At 73.4% G+C, this 16,624-nt stretch carries 17 protein-coding genes; 12 read left to right on the top strand and 5 right to left on the bottom strand.

Annotated features, from left to right (window positions below):
• Positions 1-113: 113 nt before the first annotated feature.
• A complete protein-coding gene (locus ACTMS2_RS00925; RefSeq protein ID WP_089002478.1) occupies positions 114-449 on the bottom strand; it encodes an STAS domain-containing protein in 336 nt (111 codons plus the stop codon).
• Positions 450-847: 398 nt separating this feature from the next.
• On the opposite strand from ACTMS2_RS00925, the gene hemL reads away from it, so the two are divergent.
• From hemL to ccsB, 6 genes are read left to right on the top strand one after another with little or no spacing between them, the layout of a single operon-like run.
• Complete coding sequence (hemL, locus tag ACTMS2_RS00920) at positions 848-2,185, top strand: glutamate-1-semialdehyde 2,1-aminomutase (RefSeq protein WP_441173606.1); 1,338 nt, start codon at positions 848-850, stop codon at positions 2,183-2,185.
• Positions 2,186-2,191: 6 nt separating this feature from the next.
• A complete protein-coding gene (locus ACTMS2_RS00915; protein ID WP_089002476.1) occupies positions 2,192-2,839 on the top strand; it encodes a histidine phosphatase family protein in 648 nt (215 codons plus the stop codon).
• Positions 2,839-3,414 carry a TlpA family protein disulfide reductase gene (locus ACTMS2_RS00910; RefSeq protein WP_441173605.1) on the top strand — a complete coding sequence of 192 codons (576 nt, stop codon included), beginning with the start codon at positions 2,839-2,841 and terminating at the stop codon, positions 3,412-3,414. Before ACTMS2_RS00915 ends, ACTMS2_RS00910 begins: the two co-directional genes overlap by 1 nt.
• Positions 3,414-4,244: a cytochrome c biogenesis CcdA family protein gene (locus ACTMS2_RS00905; protein ID WP_441173604.1), complete on the top strand. Its 831-nt coding sequence runs from the start codon at positions 3,414-3,416 to the stop codon at positions 4,242-4,244. Before ACTMS2_RS00910 ends, ACTMS2_RS00905 begins: the two co-directional genes overlap by 1 nt.
• The gene (gene resB, locus ACTMS2_RS00900) at positions 4,244-5,893 is read left to right on the top strand and encodes a cytochrome c biogenesis protein ResB (RefSeq protein ID WP_441173603.1); all 1,650 of its coding nucleotides are present in this window, start codon (positions 4,244-4,246) and stop codon (positions 5,891-5,893) included. The genes ACTMS2_RS00905 and resB overlap by 1 nt, the downstream gene beginning before the upstream one ends.
• On the top strand, positions 5,893-6,870 hold the full coding sequence (ccsB, locus tag ACTMS2_RS00895) for a c-type cytochrome biogenesis protein CcsB (protein WP_441173602.1): 978 nt from the start codon (positions 5,893-5,895) through the stop codon (positions 6,868-6,870). The genes resB and ccsB overlap by 1 nt, the downstream gene beginning before the upstream one ends.
• A 164-nt stretch (positions 6,871-7,034) precedes the next feature.
• Here ccsB and ACTMS2_RS00890 read toward each other — a convergent pair whose 3' ends face one another.
• The gene (locus ACTMS2_RS00890) at positions 7,035-8,384 is read right to left on the bottom strand and encodes a hypothetical protein (RefSeq protein WP_441173601.1); all 1,350 of its coding nucleotides are present in this window, start codon (positions 8,382-8,384) and stop codon (positions 7,035-7,037) included.
• 247 nt (positions 8,385-8,631) lie between these two features.
• Here ACTMS2_RS00890 and ACTMS2_RS00885 point away from each other — a divergent pair, with 247 nt between their 5' ends.
• Positions 8,632-10,092 (top strand): menaquinone biosynthesis decarboxylase, encoded by a 1,461-nt coding sequence (locus ACTMS2_RS00885; RefSeq protein ID WP_357661310.1) that lies wholly within the window; start codon positions 8,632-8,634, stop codon positions 10,090-10,092.
• Positions 10,092-11,003 (top strand): menaquinone biosynthesis prenyltransferase MqnP, encoded by a 912-nt coding sequence (gene mqnP / locus ACTMS2_RS00880; protein ID WP_441173600.1) that lies wholly within the window; start codon positions 10,092-10,094, stop codon positions 11,001-11,003. Before ACTMS2_RS00885 ends, mqnP begins: the two co-directional genes overlap by 1 nt.
• Before the next feature lie 51 nt (positions 11,004-11,054).
• Here mqnP and ACTMS2_RS00875 read toward each other — a convergent pair whose 3' ends face one another.
• Positions 11,055-12,038, bottom strand: a complete 984-nt coding sequence (locus ACTMS2_RS00875) for a terpene synthase family protein (RefSeq protein ID WP_441173599.1) — start codon at positions 12,036-12,038, stop codon at positions 11,055-11,057.
• A 192-nt stretch (positions 12,039-12,230) separates the two neighbouring features.
• Between ACTMS2_RS00875 and ACTMS2_RS00870 the strand changes: the two genes are divergently transcribed.
• A complete protein-coding gene (locus ACTMS2_RS00870; protein WP_441173598.1) occupies positions 12,231-12,860 on the top strand; it encodes a UbiX family flavin prenyltransferase in 630 nt (209 codons plus the stop codon).
• A 66-nt stretch (positions 12,861-12,926) separates the two neighbouring features.
• Here ACTMS2_RS00870 and ACTMS2_RS00865 read toward each other — a convergent pair whose 3' ends face one another.
• Positions 12,927-13,193 carry a BldC family transcriptional regulator gene (locus tag ACTMS2_RS00865; protein WP_089002465.1) on the bottom strand — a complete coding sequence of 89 codons (267 nt, stop codon included), beginning with the start codon at positions 13,191-13,193 and terminating at the stop codon, positions 12,927-12,929.
• Between the two features lie 268 nt (positions 13,194-13,461).
• On the opposite strand from ACTMS2_RS00865, the gene ACTMS2_RS00860 reads away from it, so the two are divergent.
• From ACTMS2_RS00860 to ACTMS2_RS00850, 3 genes are all read left to right on the top strand, one after another.
• Complete coding sequence (locus ACTMS2_RS00860; RefSeq protein WP_350820975.1) at positions 13,462-13,920, top strand: Lrp/AsnC family transcriptional regulator; 459 nt, start codon at positions 13,462-13,464, stop codon at positions 13,918-13,920.
• Between the two features lie 65 nt (positions 13,921-13,985).
• A complete protein-coding gene (locus ACTMS2_RS00855; protein ID WP_441173597.1) occupies positions 13,986-14,813 on the top strand; it encodes an SDR family NAD(P)-dependent oxidoreductase in 828 nt (275 codons plus the stop codon).
• A 21-nt stretch (positions 14,814-14,834) separates the two neighbouring features.
• A complete protein-coding gene (locus ACTMS2_RS00850; protein ID WP_101413734.1) occupies positions 14,835-15,926 on the top strand; it encodes a PLP-dependent cysteine synthase family protein in 1,092 nt (363 codons plus the stop codon).
• A gap of 45 nt (positions 15,927-15,971) precedes the next feature.
• Here the strand turns inward: ACTMS2_RS00850 and ACTMS2_RS00845 are convergent, their stop codons facing one another.
• Positions 15,972-16,592 (bottom strand): putative glycolipid-binding domain-containing protein, encoded by a 621-nt coding sequence (locus ACTMS2_RS00845; protein WP_441174068.1) that lies wholly within the window; start codon positions 16,590-16,592, stop codon positions 15,972-15,974.
• Positions 16,593-16,624: the final 32 nt, after the last annotated feature.

Here is a 16,624-nt window from a genome sequence, read left to right as displayed (position 1 = left end):
CGGAGGGCCGTTTCCCACCAAGGTCTCGCCGCCTGCGCGGAGCGTGCGACCGGTGCGCAGGGCGCGGAGGGGCCGGGAACGGGTGGGAGATCAGCCCGGTGGGCCGGGGGCGGTCAGCCGGTGGTCTGGTCGTTGCGGATCATCAGGGCGCTGCGCAGGCCCGTGATGTCCAGGACGCGGAGCAGGAAGTCGCCCACGTTGGTCAGGATCAGCAGGCTCTGGGCGTGACTGGCCTTGCGGCTCAGCACGACGAGGGTGCCGAGGCCCTGCGAGTCGCAGAAGGTGACCCCGCCGAGGTCGAGGACGATCCGCGGCGGCGGCTCGGCGAGCACCTCGTTGACGACGGTCGACAGTTGGGCGGCCGTGAGCATGTCGATCTCACCGGCCAGGCGAAGCACGGCTTCGTCACCCGTCCGGTGTAGCGTGATGGACAGTTCGGCACGATCCACCGGGTCAGCCTAGCGCGATCCGAGTGACCCGGCCTGTCGAGCGGTGGCGACCGAGCCAGCCGAGTGCCGCGACCCCGCTCCCGCCAGCGCAAACATCCCCGCACCAGGACGCCGACGACACCCACCCGACGGTGCTGGGCGACCACCACGCCCTCCCGGGGTCCGGAGCGCGACGGCCACGCCCTCCCGGAGTGCGGAGCGGGACGGCCACGCCCTCCCGGAGCGCGGAGCGGACCCGTCCCGGCGGGGCGCGGGCGGACCCGCTCTCAGGGAGGCGGGGCGGAGGCGTCCCGGGCATCCGCCGGGGGAGTGTGGGAGGCCCGGTCCGGGTGAGCCTGGTAACCCCGGTGCGGGGTGCCTGCCGATTCGCCGTCCGACGCTGACACAATGGCGGCATCGTGACCGATATGTTTCCCGCCGGATCTGGCCGCTACCCGGCCGACGCGCCGGCCTCCGAGGCCCTGTTCGACCGCGCCAAGGCCATCGTGCCCGGCGGGGTGAACTCCCCCGTGCGCGCGTTCCGTGCCGTCGGCGGCACGCCGCGCTTCATGGTCCGGGGGGAGGGGCCCTGGCTCTACGACGCAGACGACCGGCGCTACGTCGACCTGGTCTCCTCCTGGGGCCCGCTGATCCTCGGCCACGCCCACCCGGAGGTCGTGGACGCGATCAGGTCGGCCGCGACCCGGGGCACCAGCTTCGGCACCCCCACCCCCGGCGAGGTCGAGCTGGCCGCCGAGATCGTCGACCGCACCCCGGTCGAGCAGGTCCGGCTGGTCAACTCCGGCACCGAGGCCACCATGTCGGCGATCCGGCTGGCGCGCGGGTTCACCGGCCGCCCCCGGATCGTCAAGTTCTCCGGCTGCTACCACGGGCACTCCGACGGCCTGCTGGCCGCCGCCGGCTCGGGGGTGGCCACCCTCGGCCTGCCCGACTCGCCGGGCGTGACCGGCGCGGCGGCGGGCGACACGATCGTGCTGCCGTACAACGACGTGGCCGCCGTCGAGCAGGCGTTCGCCGCCGAGGGCCAGCACATCGCCGCGATCATCACCGAGGCCGCCGCCGGCAACATGGGCGTGGTCGCCCCGCGCGACGGCTTCAACTCCCAGCTCGCCCGGATCGCGCACGCGCACGGCGCACTGCTCATCGTCGACGAGGTGATGACCGGGTTCCGGGTCTCCCGCGCCGGCTGGCACGGCCTCGACCCCTCCGACGCCGACCTGTGGACGTACGGCAAGGTCATGGGCGGTGGGCTGCCGGCCGCGGCGTTCGGCGGGCGCGCGGAGATCATGGAACGCCTGGCCCCCGCCGGCCCCGTCTACCAGGCCGGCACGCTCTCCGGTAACCCGCTGGCCTGCGCCGCCGGTCTGGCCACGCTGCGGCTCGCCGACGACGCGCTCTACCGCAAGCTGGACGACACGGCCGCCGTCGTGGGCCGACTCGCCGCCGACGCGCTGGCCGCCGCCGGCGTTCCGCACCGGCTGTCGTACGCGGGAAACATGTTCTCGATCTTCTTCACCGACGCCGACGTGGTCGACTACGACAGCGCCCGCACCCAGCAGGTGCCGGCGTTCAAGGCGTTCTTCCACGCGATGCTCGCCGGCGGCGTCTACCTGTCGCCGAGCGCGTTCGAGGCGTGGTTCGTGTCTGCGGCGCTGGACGAGGCCGCTCTGGAGCAGATCGCCGCCGCCCTGCCGGTGGCGGCCAACGCTGCGGCAGCGGCGGGTCACGGGGGGTAGCGTACGGTGAGCAAGACGGTGGTCCACGTGCTGCGGCACGGCGAGGTGCACAACCCGGACGGCATCCTCTACGGCCGGCTGCCGGGCTTCCGGCTCTCCGAGCTGGGGGTGCAGATGGCCAAGGCCGCCGCGCAGGGGCTGGCCGAGCGGGAGGTCGTGCACGTGGTGGCCAGTCCGCTGGAACGCGCCCAGCAGACGGCCGAGCCGATCGCCGCGCAGTTCGGGCTGCCGGTCGGCGTGGACGAGCGGCTCATCGAGAGCGCCAACTGGTTCGAGGGCAAGAAGGTCTCCCCGGGCGACGGCTCGTTCCGCGACCCGCGCAACTGGTGGGTGCTGCGGGACCCGGTCACCCCGTCCTGGGGCGAGGCCTACCGCGCGATCGCGGAGCGGATGTTCGGCGCTCTGCAGGCGGCCCGGGTGGCGGCCGAGGGGCGCGAGGCCGTGCTGGTCTCCCACCAGCTGCCGATCTGGACGCTGCGCCGGTACGTGGAGCGCAAGCGGCTCTGGCACGACCCGCGCAAGCGTCAGTGCGGGCTGGCGAGCCTCACCTCCTTCCACTTCGACGGCGCCAAGGTCGTCGGCATCGGCTACTCCGAGCCGGCCGCCCACCTGATCGCGATGTCGCCGACAGCCAGGACGGCCAAGGGGGCCTGATGAACGCCCGGAGGTGGACCGCGGGTCTGCTCGCCGCCGTCGCGACGGTGGCGCTGGCCGGCTGCTCGTCGCGCGACGGGGAGGAGGCCTGCGACAACTCCGGCGGCATCATCGAGTGCGCCCCCGACCAGCGTTCGGCCGCCCCGAAGCTCGCCGGTGAGCTGCTCACCGGCGGCGACCACGACGTGGCGAGGGACCGGGGCCAGGTCGTGGTGGTCAACTTCTGGGGCTCGTGGTGCGCGCCGTGCCGGGCCGAGGCCGACGACCTGGAGAACACCTACCAGGCCACGAAGGCCTCCGGGGTGACGTTCCTGGGCATCAACATCCAGGACCAGCGGGACAAGGCGCTCGCCTTCGAGGAGAGCTTCAAGGTCACCTATCCGAGCCTCTTCGACCCGCCGAGCCGGCTGGCGCTCGCCCTGGACATCCCGCCGAACACCATCCCGGCCACCGTCGTGCTGGACCGCGACGGCCGCATCGCCGTGGTGATCCGGGCGGCGGTGAAGCAGGAGGGCCTCCAGCCCATCGTCGAGCGGATCGCGGCCGAGAAGCCGGCCCCCAACGGTTCCCGCTGATGGGCGAGACGTTCTCCGAGCTCGCCCAGTCGGGGCCGCTGCTGCTCGCCATCGGCGCGGCCGCGCTCGCCGGGCTCGTCAGCTTCCTCTCCCCGTGCGTGCTCCCGCTGGTGCCGGGCTACCTGTCGTACGTCACCGGCCTCGCCGGCGCGGACCTGGAGACCCGCCGGCCGCGGGTGGGGTCCCCAACCGAGGCCGGCAGCGGCGGCGGGGTGGCCGTGCAAGAACGCACCGAGCCGGCGAAGGTCGCGGTCAAGGGCCGGGTGCTGGCCGGCACGATGCTGTTCATCGCCGGCTTCACCGCCGTCTTCACCGCCACCGCGATCCTCTTCGCCGGCGTCGGCCGGGTCTTCTTCGAGTACGAGCGGACGCTGGAGATCGTCATCGGCGCGCTGATCGTCGTGCTCGGGCTGAGCTACGTGGGGCTGGTTCCCGGCTTGCAGCGGGAGTTCCGGTTCCAGCGGCTGCCCGCCGCCGGGCTGCTCGGCGCGCCGGTCTTCGGCGCGGTCTTCGCGCTGAGCTGGGTGCCCTGCGTGGGCCCGACGCTCGGCGCGGTGATCGGCATGGCCGCCGTCGGCGGGCAGACCGACCGGGCCGTGGTGCTCGCCGTGGCGTACTGCCTCGGGCTGGGGATACCGTTCGTCGTCTTCGGGCTGGGCTTCGAGCGCCTGCTCGGGGTGTTCCGCGCCGTGCGGCGCAACAGCCGCTGGGTCACCCGGGTGGGCGGCGCGCTGCTGATCCTGATCGGCCTCGCGCTGGTCACCGGCGGCTGGACGAACTTCGTGATCTGGTTGCAGACCACCGTCGGGGTGGGCGAGGTGAGCATCTGATGACCGCCGTCGACGACCGGCCGGCACCGCCGGCCGAGGCCCCCCGGCGCCGGCCCAACCGCCTGCTGGCCCTGCTGCGCAACTCGTGGCGGCAGCTCACCAGCATGCGTACGGCCCTGGTGCTGCTCTTCCTGCTCGCGGTGGCGGCCATCCCCGGCTCGGTGCTGCCGCAGCGCGGGGTCAACCCGGAGGACGTGCGGGACTACTTCACCGCGCACCCCGACCTGGCCCCGGTGCTCGACCGGATCGGCGCCTTCGAGGCGTTCGGGTCGGTCTGGTTCTCCGCGATCTACCTGCTGCTCTTCACCTCGCTGATCGGCTGCATCACGCCCCGGCTGCGCGACCACGTGCGGGCGCTGCGGTCGAAGCCGCCGGCCGCGCCGAGGCGGTTGGACCGGCTGCCCCAGCACGCCGTGCTGGCCGCGCCCGAGGGCGGCGCGACGGCGATCGCGGACGCGCTGCGTCGGCGGCGCTGGCGGGTGGTGGTGCGCGGCGACGAGGTCTCCGCCGAGAAGGGCTACCTGAAGGAGACCGGCAACCTGCTCTTCCACAGCTCGATGGTGGTCGTGCTGATCGGCGTCGCGCTCGGCTCCTGGTACGGCTGGAGCGGCAACAAGCTGCTGGTGGCAGGCGAGGACAACGCGTTCTGCAACACCCGCCAGCAGTACGCCGAGAGCAAGCTCGGCCCCCGCGTCAGCAGCGCCGACCTGCCGGGCTTCTGCATCCAGCTCGACGACTTCCAGGCCCGGTTCCTGGAGTCCGGCCAGCCGGAGTTCTTCGACGCCAAGGTGACCGTCGACGACGCCGACGGCGAGCGGCGGCAGGCCAACTTCTCGGTCAACTCCCCGCTGCGCCTCGACGGCGCGAACGTCTACCTGCTCGGCCACGGCTACGCCCCGGTGATCCGCTACACCGACCGGTTCGGCAAGAGTCAGACCAGCAACTTCCCGTTCCTGACCACCGGCGACGTCGGGCTGACCAGCGAAGGGCTGGCGGCGTTCCCGGACATCAACGTCGACCCGGCCACGGGCACCCGCGACCCGGACCTCCAGATGGCCTTCTCCGGTCTCTACCTGCCGACGGCGCCGGCCGCCGCGCCGTTCGCCCGCTCCGAGTACCCGACCGAGCGCAATCCCGCGCTGAACCTCGTCGCCTACCGGGGCAACCTCGGCATGGACGCCGGCATCCCCGGCTCGGTCTACGAGCTGGACCAGCGGCAGGTGCGCGCCGGCAAGGTCAAGGAGGTCGGCACGAAGCTGCTCCGCAAGGGCGAGACCTGGGAGCTGGACGACGGCACCACGGTCGAGTTCCTGGGCACCGTGCCGTACATCACCCTGTCGGTCCGGTACGACCCCGGCTCGACGCTGCTGCTGGTCAGCTCCGGCGTGCTGCTGGTCGGGCTGATGGGCTCGCTGTTCGGGCGGCGCCGCCGGGTCTTCTTCCGGGTGCTGCCGGCCGGCACCGTCGACCCGACGAGTGGATCTCCGACGAGCGGTAGTAGTTTGGTCGAGGCCGGTGGCCTGCCGCGCACCGACCACCCTGGGTTCGCCGACGAGTTCGCGCAGCTCGTGGCCGCGATCGGCGGCGACGGGCGGCCGGACGACGAGGCCGGCGTCGGCCGCGACGGAGCGCGAGAAGGAGCCGAGTGATGTCCGCACTCTCCGACCAGCTGGTGTCGTTCGCGATCCTGGCGTACCTGGTCGCGATGATCAGCCACGCCGTCGAGTACGCGCTGGGCAACTCCCGCGCCCGGGTCGCCGCGGCGCCCGCCCGCGAGCTGGTCGGCGCCGGCGTCGGCGCGGCCGGGGGCAGCACCCCCGACGCGTCCGTCGACACCGGCGCGGCGGCGGCCGAGCGTACGGCCCGACGCGCCCGGCTGGGCGGCCTGGTCGCCGTCGCGGCCACCGCGCTCGGGGCGCTGCTGCACCTCGGGGCGCTGGTCACGCGCGGTCTCGCCGCCGACCGGATGCCCTGGGGCAACATGTACGAGTTCGTGCTCACGGGCACCTGGATCGGGGTCGCCGCCTGGCTGGCGGTGCTCTGGAAGCTCCCGCAGCTGCGCCGCCTCGGGCTCTTCATGTCGCTGGTGATGGTGCTGCTGGTGGCGACCGCCGAACTGGTGCTCTACACCCCGATCGTGCCGCTGGTGCCGGCCCTCAACTCGTACTGGTTCGTCATCCACGTCTCGACCATCGTCTTCGCCTCCGGCATCTTCCTGCTGGGCGCGGTGCCGGCGGTGGCGTTCCTGATGCGCTCCGGCTACGAGCAGGGTCGGCGCAGCTTCCCGTACACGCTGGCGAAGCGGCTGCCGCCGGCGGCCGCGCTGGAGCGGCTGACGTTCGTGCTGCACGCCTTCGCGTTCCCGGTCTTCACCTTCGCGGTGATCGCCGGGGCGATCTGGGCCGAGGCGGCGTGGGGGCGGCCGTGGGGCTGGGACCCGAAGGAGACCTGGTCGTTCATCTCCTGGGTGATCTACGCCGGCTACCTGCACGCCCGGGCCACCCCGAGTGTGAAGCGGAACGTGGCGACCTGGCTCGCCATCGTCGGCTTCCTCACCATGCTGATGAACCTCTTCGGGGTGAACATCTTCTTCGAGGGCCTGCACTCGTACGGCGGCCTGGACTGAGCCGACCCGCTCGCTCGGGAACGCTGCTCGCCATCGGATCAGGTGGGGCCGTCTGCTGGGCCGGCCCACCTGATCGGCCGGGGGCGCGAAAGCCGGCCACGGTACGCCCGTGGCCGGCCTTCCTCGTCGATCCCGCCCCGGTCCAGGGCGGGCGCGGGGGCCGGTCAGCCGAGGGTGACCGGGGCGGCGTCGTTGGTCGGATCGTCGTCCGGACGCGGGTAGTTGTGGAATATCCGCACCTCGCCGGGGGTGCCCGTCGGCCCGTCGATCCGCAGGTCGAACGGAATCGTGAAGCTCTGCCCGGCGGGGAACACGGTTCCGTGCCAACAGACCCAGGCCGTCGGAGCGCTGCCCTCGTCGTCCTGGGTCGGCCCGCAGCCGGGCGGGGTGGCCAGCACGGTCACTCCGGCCGGTGGGGTGAAGATCATCGCGCTGGTGCTGCCGCCGGAGACGGTGTTGTCCGGCACACCCGGACCGTCGTTGCGGATCCCCATGTTCACCCGGACGGTGTCACCGACGGCACCGGTGACGGTGGCGCCCACGGCGACGACGTCGAAGGCGCCGTGGATGCCGGGCAGGTAGGTGCTGCCGTAGGCGCCGCCAGCGGCGATCGGATCGAGTGGCTCGCCGACCGGCCGCAGCCGGAGCGCGCGGTCGGCCTCCCGACGGGTCAACCGCACGTTGCCGGGCAGCGGCCCTGCGGTGGCCAGCGGCTCCACGAACTGGGTGATGCGCTTGTCGCCGAGGGCGGCCGGACCGACCGTGGTGGCGAGGCCGTTGCGCAGCTCGTGCCGGATCCCGGGCGCGAAGGTGCCCCGCACGGTGCAGACCACCACCGTGGCGAGCACGACGTCGGTGCCGTACCGGCAGTTCCGGTAGCTGGCGGGATGCAGACCCACCGGAAAGCGGAGGGTCAGCCGGAGGTCCTCGGCCGGCTGATCACCGGCGTTGACCACGGCCACGGGCACGTCGCGGACGTCGCCGACGTCCACGCCCTGGACGCGCTCGTCGACCAGGTCGAGCAGGTCGGGGCCGGAGCGCACGCTGACGGTCGTTTGCTGGGTGTGCGGCTCCAGCCCTTCCGACCGCACCGTGTAGTCCAGCGTGCCGGTCGCGCCGTCGACGGCGCCGGGGGCGGCGCGGAACACCACCGGCACCGTGCCGTTGACGGTGCCGTACTCGTCCGGGGTCGCCCCCGGTGGCATCGGGCAGGTGACCGAGGTGCCCTCGGTGACACACCAGTCGGGGAAGCTGGCCGTGGCGACGCCGGCGAGACCGGTCAGGTCGACGGTGACCCGGGGGGCCGTCGCGCCGGTGCTGCTCAGGTCCAGCCGCGCCGTCCGGCCGGGCGCGCCGGCCGCGCCGACGGTGAGGTCGTTGAACCAGCCGCTGACCTGGCCAGGGTCGGTCTCCGCCGCAGCCGGACCCGCCGCCGTGCCGGTTGCCGTCGCGACCATGGCCAGCACGGTCAGGGCGCGCAGCGCCCTGCTGCGCGGGACACGCACAGTTGTCATCGATCTCCTTCGTGGGTGAGGCCGGTCCGGAAGGCCGCGGTGGGGCATCACGACCGGTCCGATCGGCGGACCCGATCCTAGTGATCACCGGCCGTCCGGTCCGGCCCGTCGGAGCGCCGGTTATCGATGGCCCGGCCCTCCGTCGGCCGAAGCGGCCGGGCCGTTCCCGCGCCGCCCGACCGGTGATCGCGGGTGTCACACCACCCGGCGTGGTCGCCGCCGACGTCGGTGCGGGAGACTGGCAGGCATGGCGGCACGTGGCTTCCCGTACACCGATCTCAAGGACTTCCTCGCGGCGCTGGAGCGCGCGGGCGAGCTGCGGCGGGTGAGCGCCCCCGTCGATCCCACCCTGGAGATCAGCGAGATCGTCACCCGGACGGTCCGCGCGGGCGGCCCGGCGCTGCTCTTCGAGCGGCCGACGCGCGGCGAGATGCCGGTGGCGGTCAACCTCTTCGGCACCGAGAAGCGGATGGCGATGGCGCTCGGCGTCGAGTCGCTGGACGAGATCGGCGAGCGGATCGGCAACATGCTCAAGCCGGAGCTGCCGGTCGGCCTCTCGGGCATGATGGACGGCCTCGGCAAGGTCAGGCAGCTCACCTCGATGCCGCCGAAGAAGGTCAGGACCGCGCCCTGCCAGCAGGTGGTCTACCGGGGCGACGACGTCGACCTGAACCGGCTGCCCGGGCTCCAGGTCTGGCCGGGTGACGGCGGGATCTTCCACAACTTCGGGCTGACGCACACGAAGCACCCCGAGACCGGCAAGCGCAACCTGGGGCTCTACCGGTTGCAGCAGCACTCGCAGAACTCCATCGGCATGCACTGGCAGATCCACAAGAACTCCACGGCGCACCACGCGGTCGCCGAACGGCTCGGGCAGCGGCTGCCGGTGGCGATCGCCATCGGCGCCGACCCCGCGGTCGCCTATTCGGCCAGCGCGCCGCTGCCCGCCGACATCGACGAGTACCTGTTCGCCGGCTACCTGCGCGGCGAGCGGGTCGAGATGGTGGACTGCCTGACCGTCCCGTTGCAGGTGCCGGCGCACGCGCAGGTCGTCCTGGAGGGCTACATCGAGCCGGGCGAGCGGCTCCCGGAGGGCCCGTTCGGCGACCACACCGGCTTCTACACGCCGGTGGAGCCCTTCCCCGTCATGCACGTCGAGTGCATGACCATGCAGCGCGATCCGGTCTACCACACGATCGTCACGTCGCAGCCGCCCCAGGAGGACCACGGCCTCGGCAAGGCCACCGAGCGGATCTTCGCGCCGCTGCTGCGCTTCCTGATCCCGGACATCGTCGACTACGACCTGCCCGCCGCCGGGGTCTTCCACAACTGCGCGATCGTGTCGATCCGTAAGCGCTACCCGAAGCACGCCCAGAAGGTCATGAACGCGATCTGGGGCGCGCACATGATGTCGCTGACCAAGCTGATCGTGATCGTCGACGAGGACTGCGACGTGCACGACTACAACGAGGTCGCCTTCCGCGCCTTCGGCAACGTCGACTACGCCCGGGACCTGCTGCTCACCGAGGGCCCGGTGGACCACCTCGACCACGCCTCCTACCAGCAGTTCTGGGGCGGCAAGGCGGGCGTCGACGCGACCCGCAAGCTGCCCGAGGAGGGCTACACGCGGGGTTGGCCGGAGGAGATGCGGATGGCCCCCGAGGTCGTCTCCCTGGTCGACAAGCGCTGGAAGGAGTACGGCATCTGATGGCCACCGCCGTCGAACCGACGCAGCGGCCGGGCCGGGTCAAGTCCTTCCTCAAGCTGGTGGCGATCGAGCACTCCGTGTTCGCGCTGCCGTTCGCGTACCTGTCGGCGCTCACCGCCATGCAGGTGCACGGGGGGCGGGTCCGGTGGCTGGACCTGCTGCTGATCACCGTGGCGATGGTCGGGGCGCGGACGTTCGCGATGGCCGCCAATCGGATCCTGGACCGCCGGATCGACGCGCGGAATCCGCGTACGGCCGCCCGGGAACTGGTCACCGGGGCGGTGAGCGTGCGGACGGCCTGGACCGGCGCGGCGGTCGCGCTCGCGGTCTTCCTCGCCGCCGCCGCCCTGCTCAACCCGCTCTGCCTGGTGCTCGCGCCGCTCGCCGTGGTGCCGCTGGTCGTCTACCCGTACGGCAAACGGTTCACCAACTGGCCGCACGCCATCCTGGCGATCGCCCAGGCCGTCGGGCCGGTCGGCGCCTGGCTGGGCGTCACCGGCACCCTCGACGGCTCCTGGCCCGCCTGGCTGCTCGGCGTGGCCGTCGGCCTCTGGATCGGCGGGTTCGACCTGATCTACGCCTGCCAGGACGCCGAGGTCGACCGGCAGATCGGCGTGCACAGCGTGCCGGCCCGCTACGGGCTGCGGTTCGCGCTGCACGCCTCCACCGCGGCGCATGTGGTGACGTTCGCGCTGTTCATCTGGTTCGGGGCGCTGATCGGCTTCGGCTGGCTCTGGTGGATCGGGCTGGGTCTGACGGCGCTCGCCTTCGGCTACCAGCACCTGGTGGTCAGCCCGACCGACCTGAGCAAGGTCAACCGGGCCTTCTTCACCGCCAACGGGTTCGTCGGCATCGCCCTGTTCGTCTTCGCCCTGCTCGACCTGGTGATCCGCCTGGGCCTGCGCGCCTGACCCTGGGCCGGTCGCCGACGCCGGCCCTGGCTCCTCGCGAGGCCCGGCGGCTCAGCGGAGGGCGACGGGCTCGGCGCGGGCGCCGGGGTAGCGGGTGCTCTCCAGGGTCCAGTCGACGGTGGCCCGTACGGCGTTCGCCACCCCGTCGAGGTGGTCGGCCACCGCCCGGTCCAGCCCCGGGCCGAACGACGGCACCGCCGCGCGCAACTCGACGAACCGCCCCATCGACGCCCGCCAGCGCTCGGCCGTCAGCCCCACGGCGGCCGCCACCGGCACCCGCTGCTCGGCCGCCGTCGCGAGGACCAGGTTGTGCCCGCCCGAGGTGGCCTCGTCGCGCTCCAGCGAGGCCAGGTCGTTGTACCAGGAGAGCAGGTCGTTGCCGGTGTCGGCGATCTCGCGCAGCAGCGGGTGGTGGTGGACCGCGTCGGGCAGCGGGCGCCCGGTGACGAACTCCACCAGCGGATACGACACGTACGCGGCGGAGGTGGCGCGCCGCAGCGCCACGTACTCGGCGACTCCGGGGCGGCGGCCGGCCGCCTTGTTCGCCGCCTCCCGCCACGTGCCGTCGAGGTGGTCGGCGACGGCGTCGGCGAAGCGCAGCCGCCAGCGGGCCGGCATCCGCCGGCGCGGCTCCCGCCACCCGTGCACCAGCAGCCGCCGCAGCGGCCCGGTCAGGCCGGCGTGCCGGAGCCGGGGACCGGCGTGCAGCAGGGTCAGCGCCCCGTCGCGCAGCGCCCGGATCCGGTCGGTGCCGAGCCGGCCCGGCCCGTCGCACGCGTCGTCGACCAGGAAGAACCAGGTGAACAGGGCCGTCAACGCCCGCAGGTCGGCCTCGGCGGCCCGGGGGTAGAGCCGACCGGCGTACCGGGCGACGCCGGCGCGCGCCAGCCGCCGCGGGGCCGCGTCGTCGGCGGGCAGGCCGAGGCCCGGCAGCAGGTCGCCGACCAGCCACTCCTGCACGCGGTCGGCGTACGGCGAGAGCCGGGGCGGGATCGGGCACTCGGACCGCAGCGACCAGAGGACCTCGCCGGTCATCACCGATTCCTCCCGGGTGCGATCCGCTTCGCGTGCGAATTGCCACCGGCAGCATGTCAGGCCACTGGGATGGGCGCGTTCCCGGCCCGACATCGCGCCCGCCGCAGGACAACCGACACCCGAGGGGGACATCACGGACGCAGCGGGCGGGGTGCCCGGCGTCGGGAGGAGGCGACCAGGCAGGCTGGAGGCATGCGTGAACCATGGGTGATCGGAGTCTCCGGGGCGTCCGGCACGCCGTACGCGGCTGCCGTCGTACGGGCGCTGCTCGACGCGGGCGAGCCGGTGGACCTGATCGTCTCCCGGGCCGCCCGGCTGACGGTCCTCGACGAGACCGGCCGCCCGTTCCGGGACGGGCACTGGGCCGAGGACCTCGCCGCCTGGCTGGGCCGCGACCTGACGGGAGCCGACGTGCGGCACTGGCCCGCCGGTGACCTGGCGGCCGGCCCGAGCAGTGGCTCCTACCGCGTACGCGGGATGGCGGTGGTCCCGGCGAGCACGGCGGCCTGCGCCGGCATCGCGATCGGGCTCTCCAAGGACCTGTTGCAGCGGGCCGCCGAGGTCAACCTCAAGGAGCGCCGGCCGGTGGTGGTGGTGCCCCGGGAGACGCCGGTGACCCGCAGCCACCTGGAGCATCTGATCGCGCTGCACGACGCCGGGGCGGTGGTGCTGCCGGCCAGTCCCGGCTTCTACGGCGCCGGGGCGTCGGCCTCCGCGCCGCAGCTCGTCGACTTCGTGGCCGGCAAGGTGCTGGACGCCCTCGGCGTACCGCACACGCTGTTCCGTCGTTGGTCGGGCGAGCTCGGCGCGGCGCGGGAGTGACCCGGGCCCAGCTCACCGGGACGCGGACCGGAGCCTGTGTCCGGTCCGCGCGATGATCCGCACCATTCAGTACATGCCGGCGTTGGCCGGGCCGGGCCCGGTCGAGGCGGCCGGCCCCGCGTTACGCGGCTTGCCGACGTCTTCCGCCTCGTCCAACATGCCCTCCCCCTCAAGCAGGGCCCGCACCTCGGATTCCCGAAACCGGCGATGCCCGCCTGGAGTCCGGATGCTGCCTATCCGGCCCGCCGCCGCCCATCGCGTCACAGTCTTCGGGTCAACCCGAAACAGCGCGGCAACTTCACCCGGTGTCAGCAGGCGATCTCCAGTGTCCACAGCCCCCTCCTCGCGTCGACGAAGCCCCCGGCTGAACACACTGCCCCCGGCCGGTGCGAGCCCAGAGCCGTCATGAGGGACGTATGGCAATTACAGCACCAGCGACCTGGCCTGTCCGCCAAACGCGAAAAACGCACTGAGTGGGAAGTTAGGAAATATTACCTGCGCACGGCCCCTTCGACTACGAGTTTGCGAACGACTACACCCTGTCATGTCCAACGCGCGCCGGATGCCCGACGTTACGCCCCGACCGCTAGGGTCACAGTCCGTGGACGCCATCGACCTGAGCCTCGTGGAACTGCTGCGCAGCAACGCCCGCCTGTCCTACGCCGAGCTGGCCCGGCAGGTCGGCCTGTCCGCGCCGGCCGTGCACGAGCGGGTCGGCAAGCTGGAGTCCAGCGGCGTGATCCGGGCCTACCGGGCGGAGGTGGACCCCGAGGCGATCGGCTTCGCCGTCACCGCGCTCATCGGGATCGTCGAGGACTCCGGCGGCGACACCGACGACGTGCTGGAGGCGTTCCGGCAGATGCCCGAGATCGAATCCTGCTACTTCATGGCCGGCGTCGAGTCGTTCATGCTCAAGGCCCGGGTGGGCACCATCGCCGAGCTGGAACGGCTCATCGTGCGGCTGAACCGGACCCCGGGCGTCGCCTCCACCCGGACCGGCATCGCCCTCTCCACCAAGTGGGAGAACCGCCCGCAGGCCCCGGTGCCGCCCGCCGCCTGACCCGTCCCCGGCGCCGCCCCGGCCGGCTCTGGCGCGCGGTCGCCGGACGGCGATAGCGTGCGCCGATGACGAAGCCAGCCCCCGGAACGGCGGTGGTCACCGGTGCGGCCGGCGGCCTGGGCCGCGCCATCGCCACCGCGCTGCACGCCGACGGCTGGCCGGTGCTCCTCACCGACCACGACGGCGAGGCGGTGGCCCGGGCCGCCGCGCCGCTGGGCGGCTGGTCCCGCCCCTTGGACGTACGCGACGAGGACGCCTGTGCCGCCGTCGCCGCCGAGGCGGCCGGCCGGGGCGGGCTCGGCCTCTGGGTGAACAACGCCGGGATCCTCGTCACCGGCCCCTCGTGGGAGCACGACGCGGCGACCCGCCGCCGGGTGGTCGAGGTCAACGCCCTCGGCGCGATGAACGGCACCCTCGCCGCGCTGGCCGTCATGCGGGCCCAGGGGCACGGGCACGTGGTCAACGTCGTGTCGCTGGCCGGCCTGGTGGCCGCGCCCGGCGAGACCGTCTACGCGGCCAGCAAGCACGCGCTGATCGCCTTCAGCATCGGCACCCTCGCCGACCTGCGGCTGGCGGGGCACCGGGGCGTACACGTGTCGTGCCTGTGCCCGGACGGGATCTGGACGCCGATGCTGCACGACCGGCTCGACGACCCGGGCGCCGCGGCCTCCTTCACCGGGACGCTGCTGACCCCCGAGCGGGTGGCCCGGCGGGCCGCGCGGCTGGCCCGCCGGCCCCGCCCGGTCGTCAGCGTCCCCCGCTGGCGCGGCGCGCAGGTCCGGCTCCTCGACGCGCTGCCCGGCGCCGCCGTGCGGCTCGCCCCGCTGATCCTCGCGGCCGGCCGGGCCGGCCAGCGCCGCCAGCGCCGTCGGGTGGGGGCCTCCGGGGACTGAACGGCTTGCTAGGTTTCGAGCGTGACTCATCTCGACCGGTGCGACGAGGCCAGCCGGCGCTGGGTGACCGAGGCGATCGCCGCCGTCGAGGCGGACGCCAACCGCTCCGCCGACACCCACCTGCTGCCGTTCCCGCTGCCCCGGTCGTGGGGGATCGACCTCTACCTCAAGGACGAGTCGGTGCACCCGACCGGCTCGCTGAAGCACCGGCTGGCCCGCTCGCTCTTCCTCTACGGGCTGTGCAACGGCTGGATCGGCCCGGAGACCACGATCGTGGAGGCGTCCTCCGGCTCGACGGCGGTCTCCGAGGCATACTTCGCGCGGATGCTGGGGCTGCCGTTCATCGCGGTGATGCCCGCCTCCACCTCGCCCGAGAAGATCACCCAGATCGAGTTCCAGGGCGGTCGCTGCCACCTCGTCGACGACCCGGCCAAGGTGGTCGTGGAGGCCCGTTGGCTGGCGGAGGACTCGGCCGGGCACTTCATGGACCAGTTCACCTACGCCGAGCGGGCCACCGACTGGCGGGGCAACAACAACATCGCCGAGTCGATCTACGCGCAGCTCGCTCTGGAACGGCACCCGGTGCCGGCGTGGGTCGTGGTGGGCGCCGGCACCGGCGGCACCAGCGCCACCATCGGCCGGTACGCCCGCTACCAGCGGCTGCCCACCAAGCTGTGCGTGGTCGACCCGGAGAACTCCGCGTTCTATCCCGCCTGGCAGGCCGCCGACTGGTCGGTGCGCACCGGGCGGGGCTCCCGCATCGAGGGGATCGGCCGGCCGACCGTCGAGGCGTCGTTCGTGCCGTCGGTGGTGGACCGGATGGTCCAGGTGCCCGACGCCGCCTCGCTGGCCGCCATGCGCGCCGGCTCGGCGGTGCTCGGCCGTCGGGTGGGCGGCTCGACGGGCACCAACCTGTGGGGCGCCTTCGGGCTGATCGCGGAGATGCTCGCCGCCGGACGTACCGGCTCGGTGGTCACCCTGATCTGCGACGCCGGCGACCGCTACGCCGACACCTACTACTCCGACGACTGGTTGGCCGCCCAGGGGCTCGACCCGACCCCGCACCTCGCGACGGTCGAACGCTTCCTCACCACCGGCGCCTGGCCGGCCTGAGCCGCCCGCCGGCCGGAGCCGACGGGCCGGCGCCTCGTAGCCCGGTCAGCGCGGATCGACGCGCTCGGCCAGCCCGGGGTAGCGCACCACGTAGCCGTCGCCGTCCAGGTCGATGTCGGCGGTGAAGGTGTCGCTGGAGAAGCGCACCCGGCCCGGGCCGAGCGGCGTGTAGACCTGCTCGGCGGGCACCACCAGCAGGCTCGGCACCAGCACCCACGCGACGTCGATGCGGTGCGGGACGTCGGCCGCGGCACGGGTCAGCCCGAGCCGGTGCACCGGCAGCGTGTTGAACAGCGCCGCCCCGCCGAGGTCGACGTCCACCGCCCCGGCCAGCCCGCCCGGGTCGTCGGTGCCGGGCAGCCCGACCGGTGGGTGGCCGGCCGCCCGCAGCGCCGCGTCCAGGTCACCCTGCTCGGCCGTGGTCACCCGCCACCCGTCGCCCACCCGTTCCAGGCGTACGCTCCGCAGCCATCCGGTGCCCTCCGCCTCGACCTCCACCCGGGCGCTGGCCCACTGCGGGTCGGTGGCGAGCTGGTAGCGGCAGGTGTAGGGGATCGGGTCGACGGCGGTCAGGGTGCCCCGCGCGGTCAACCCACGGCCGTCGTCGAACAACGCGTGCTCCGCGCCGGCGGTGTCCGTCCGGGTCCAGAAGAGCGACTTCGGCATGGTCGGCATGAGCCGGACGTTACGCGACCCGG

Source organism: Micromonospora sp. SD12 (assembly GCF_052068495.1).
In the GTDB taxonomy this organism is placed as follows: domain Bacteria; phylum Actinomycetota; class Actinomycetes; order Mycobacteriales; family Micromonosporaceae; genus Micromonospora; species Micromonospora echinofusca.
This window is presented reverse-complemented; position numbering and strand designations above follow the sequence as displayed.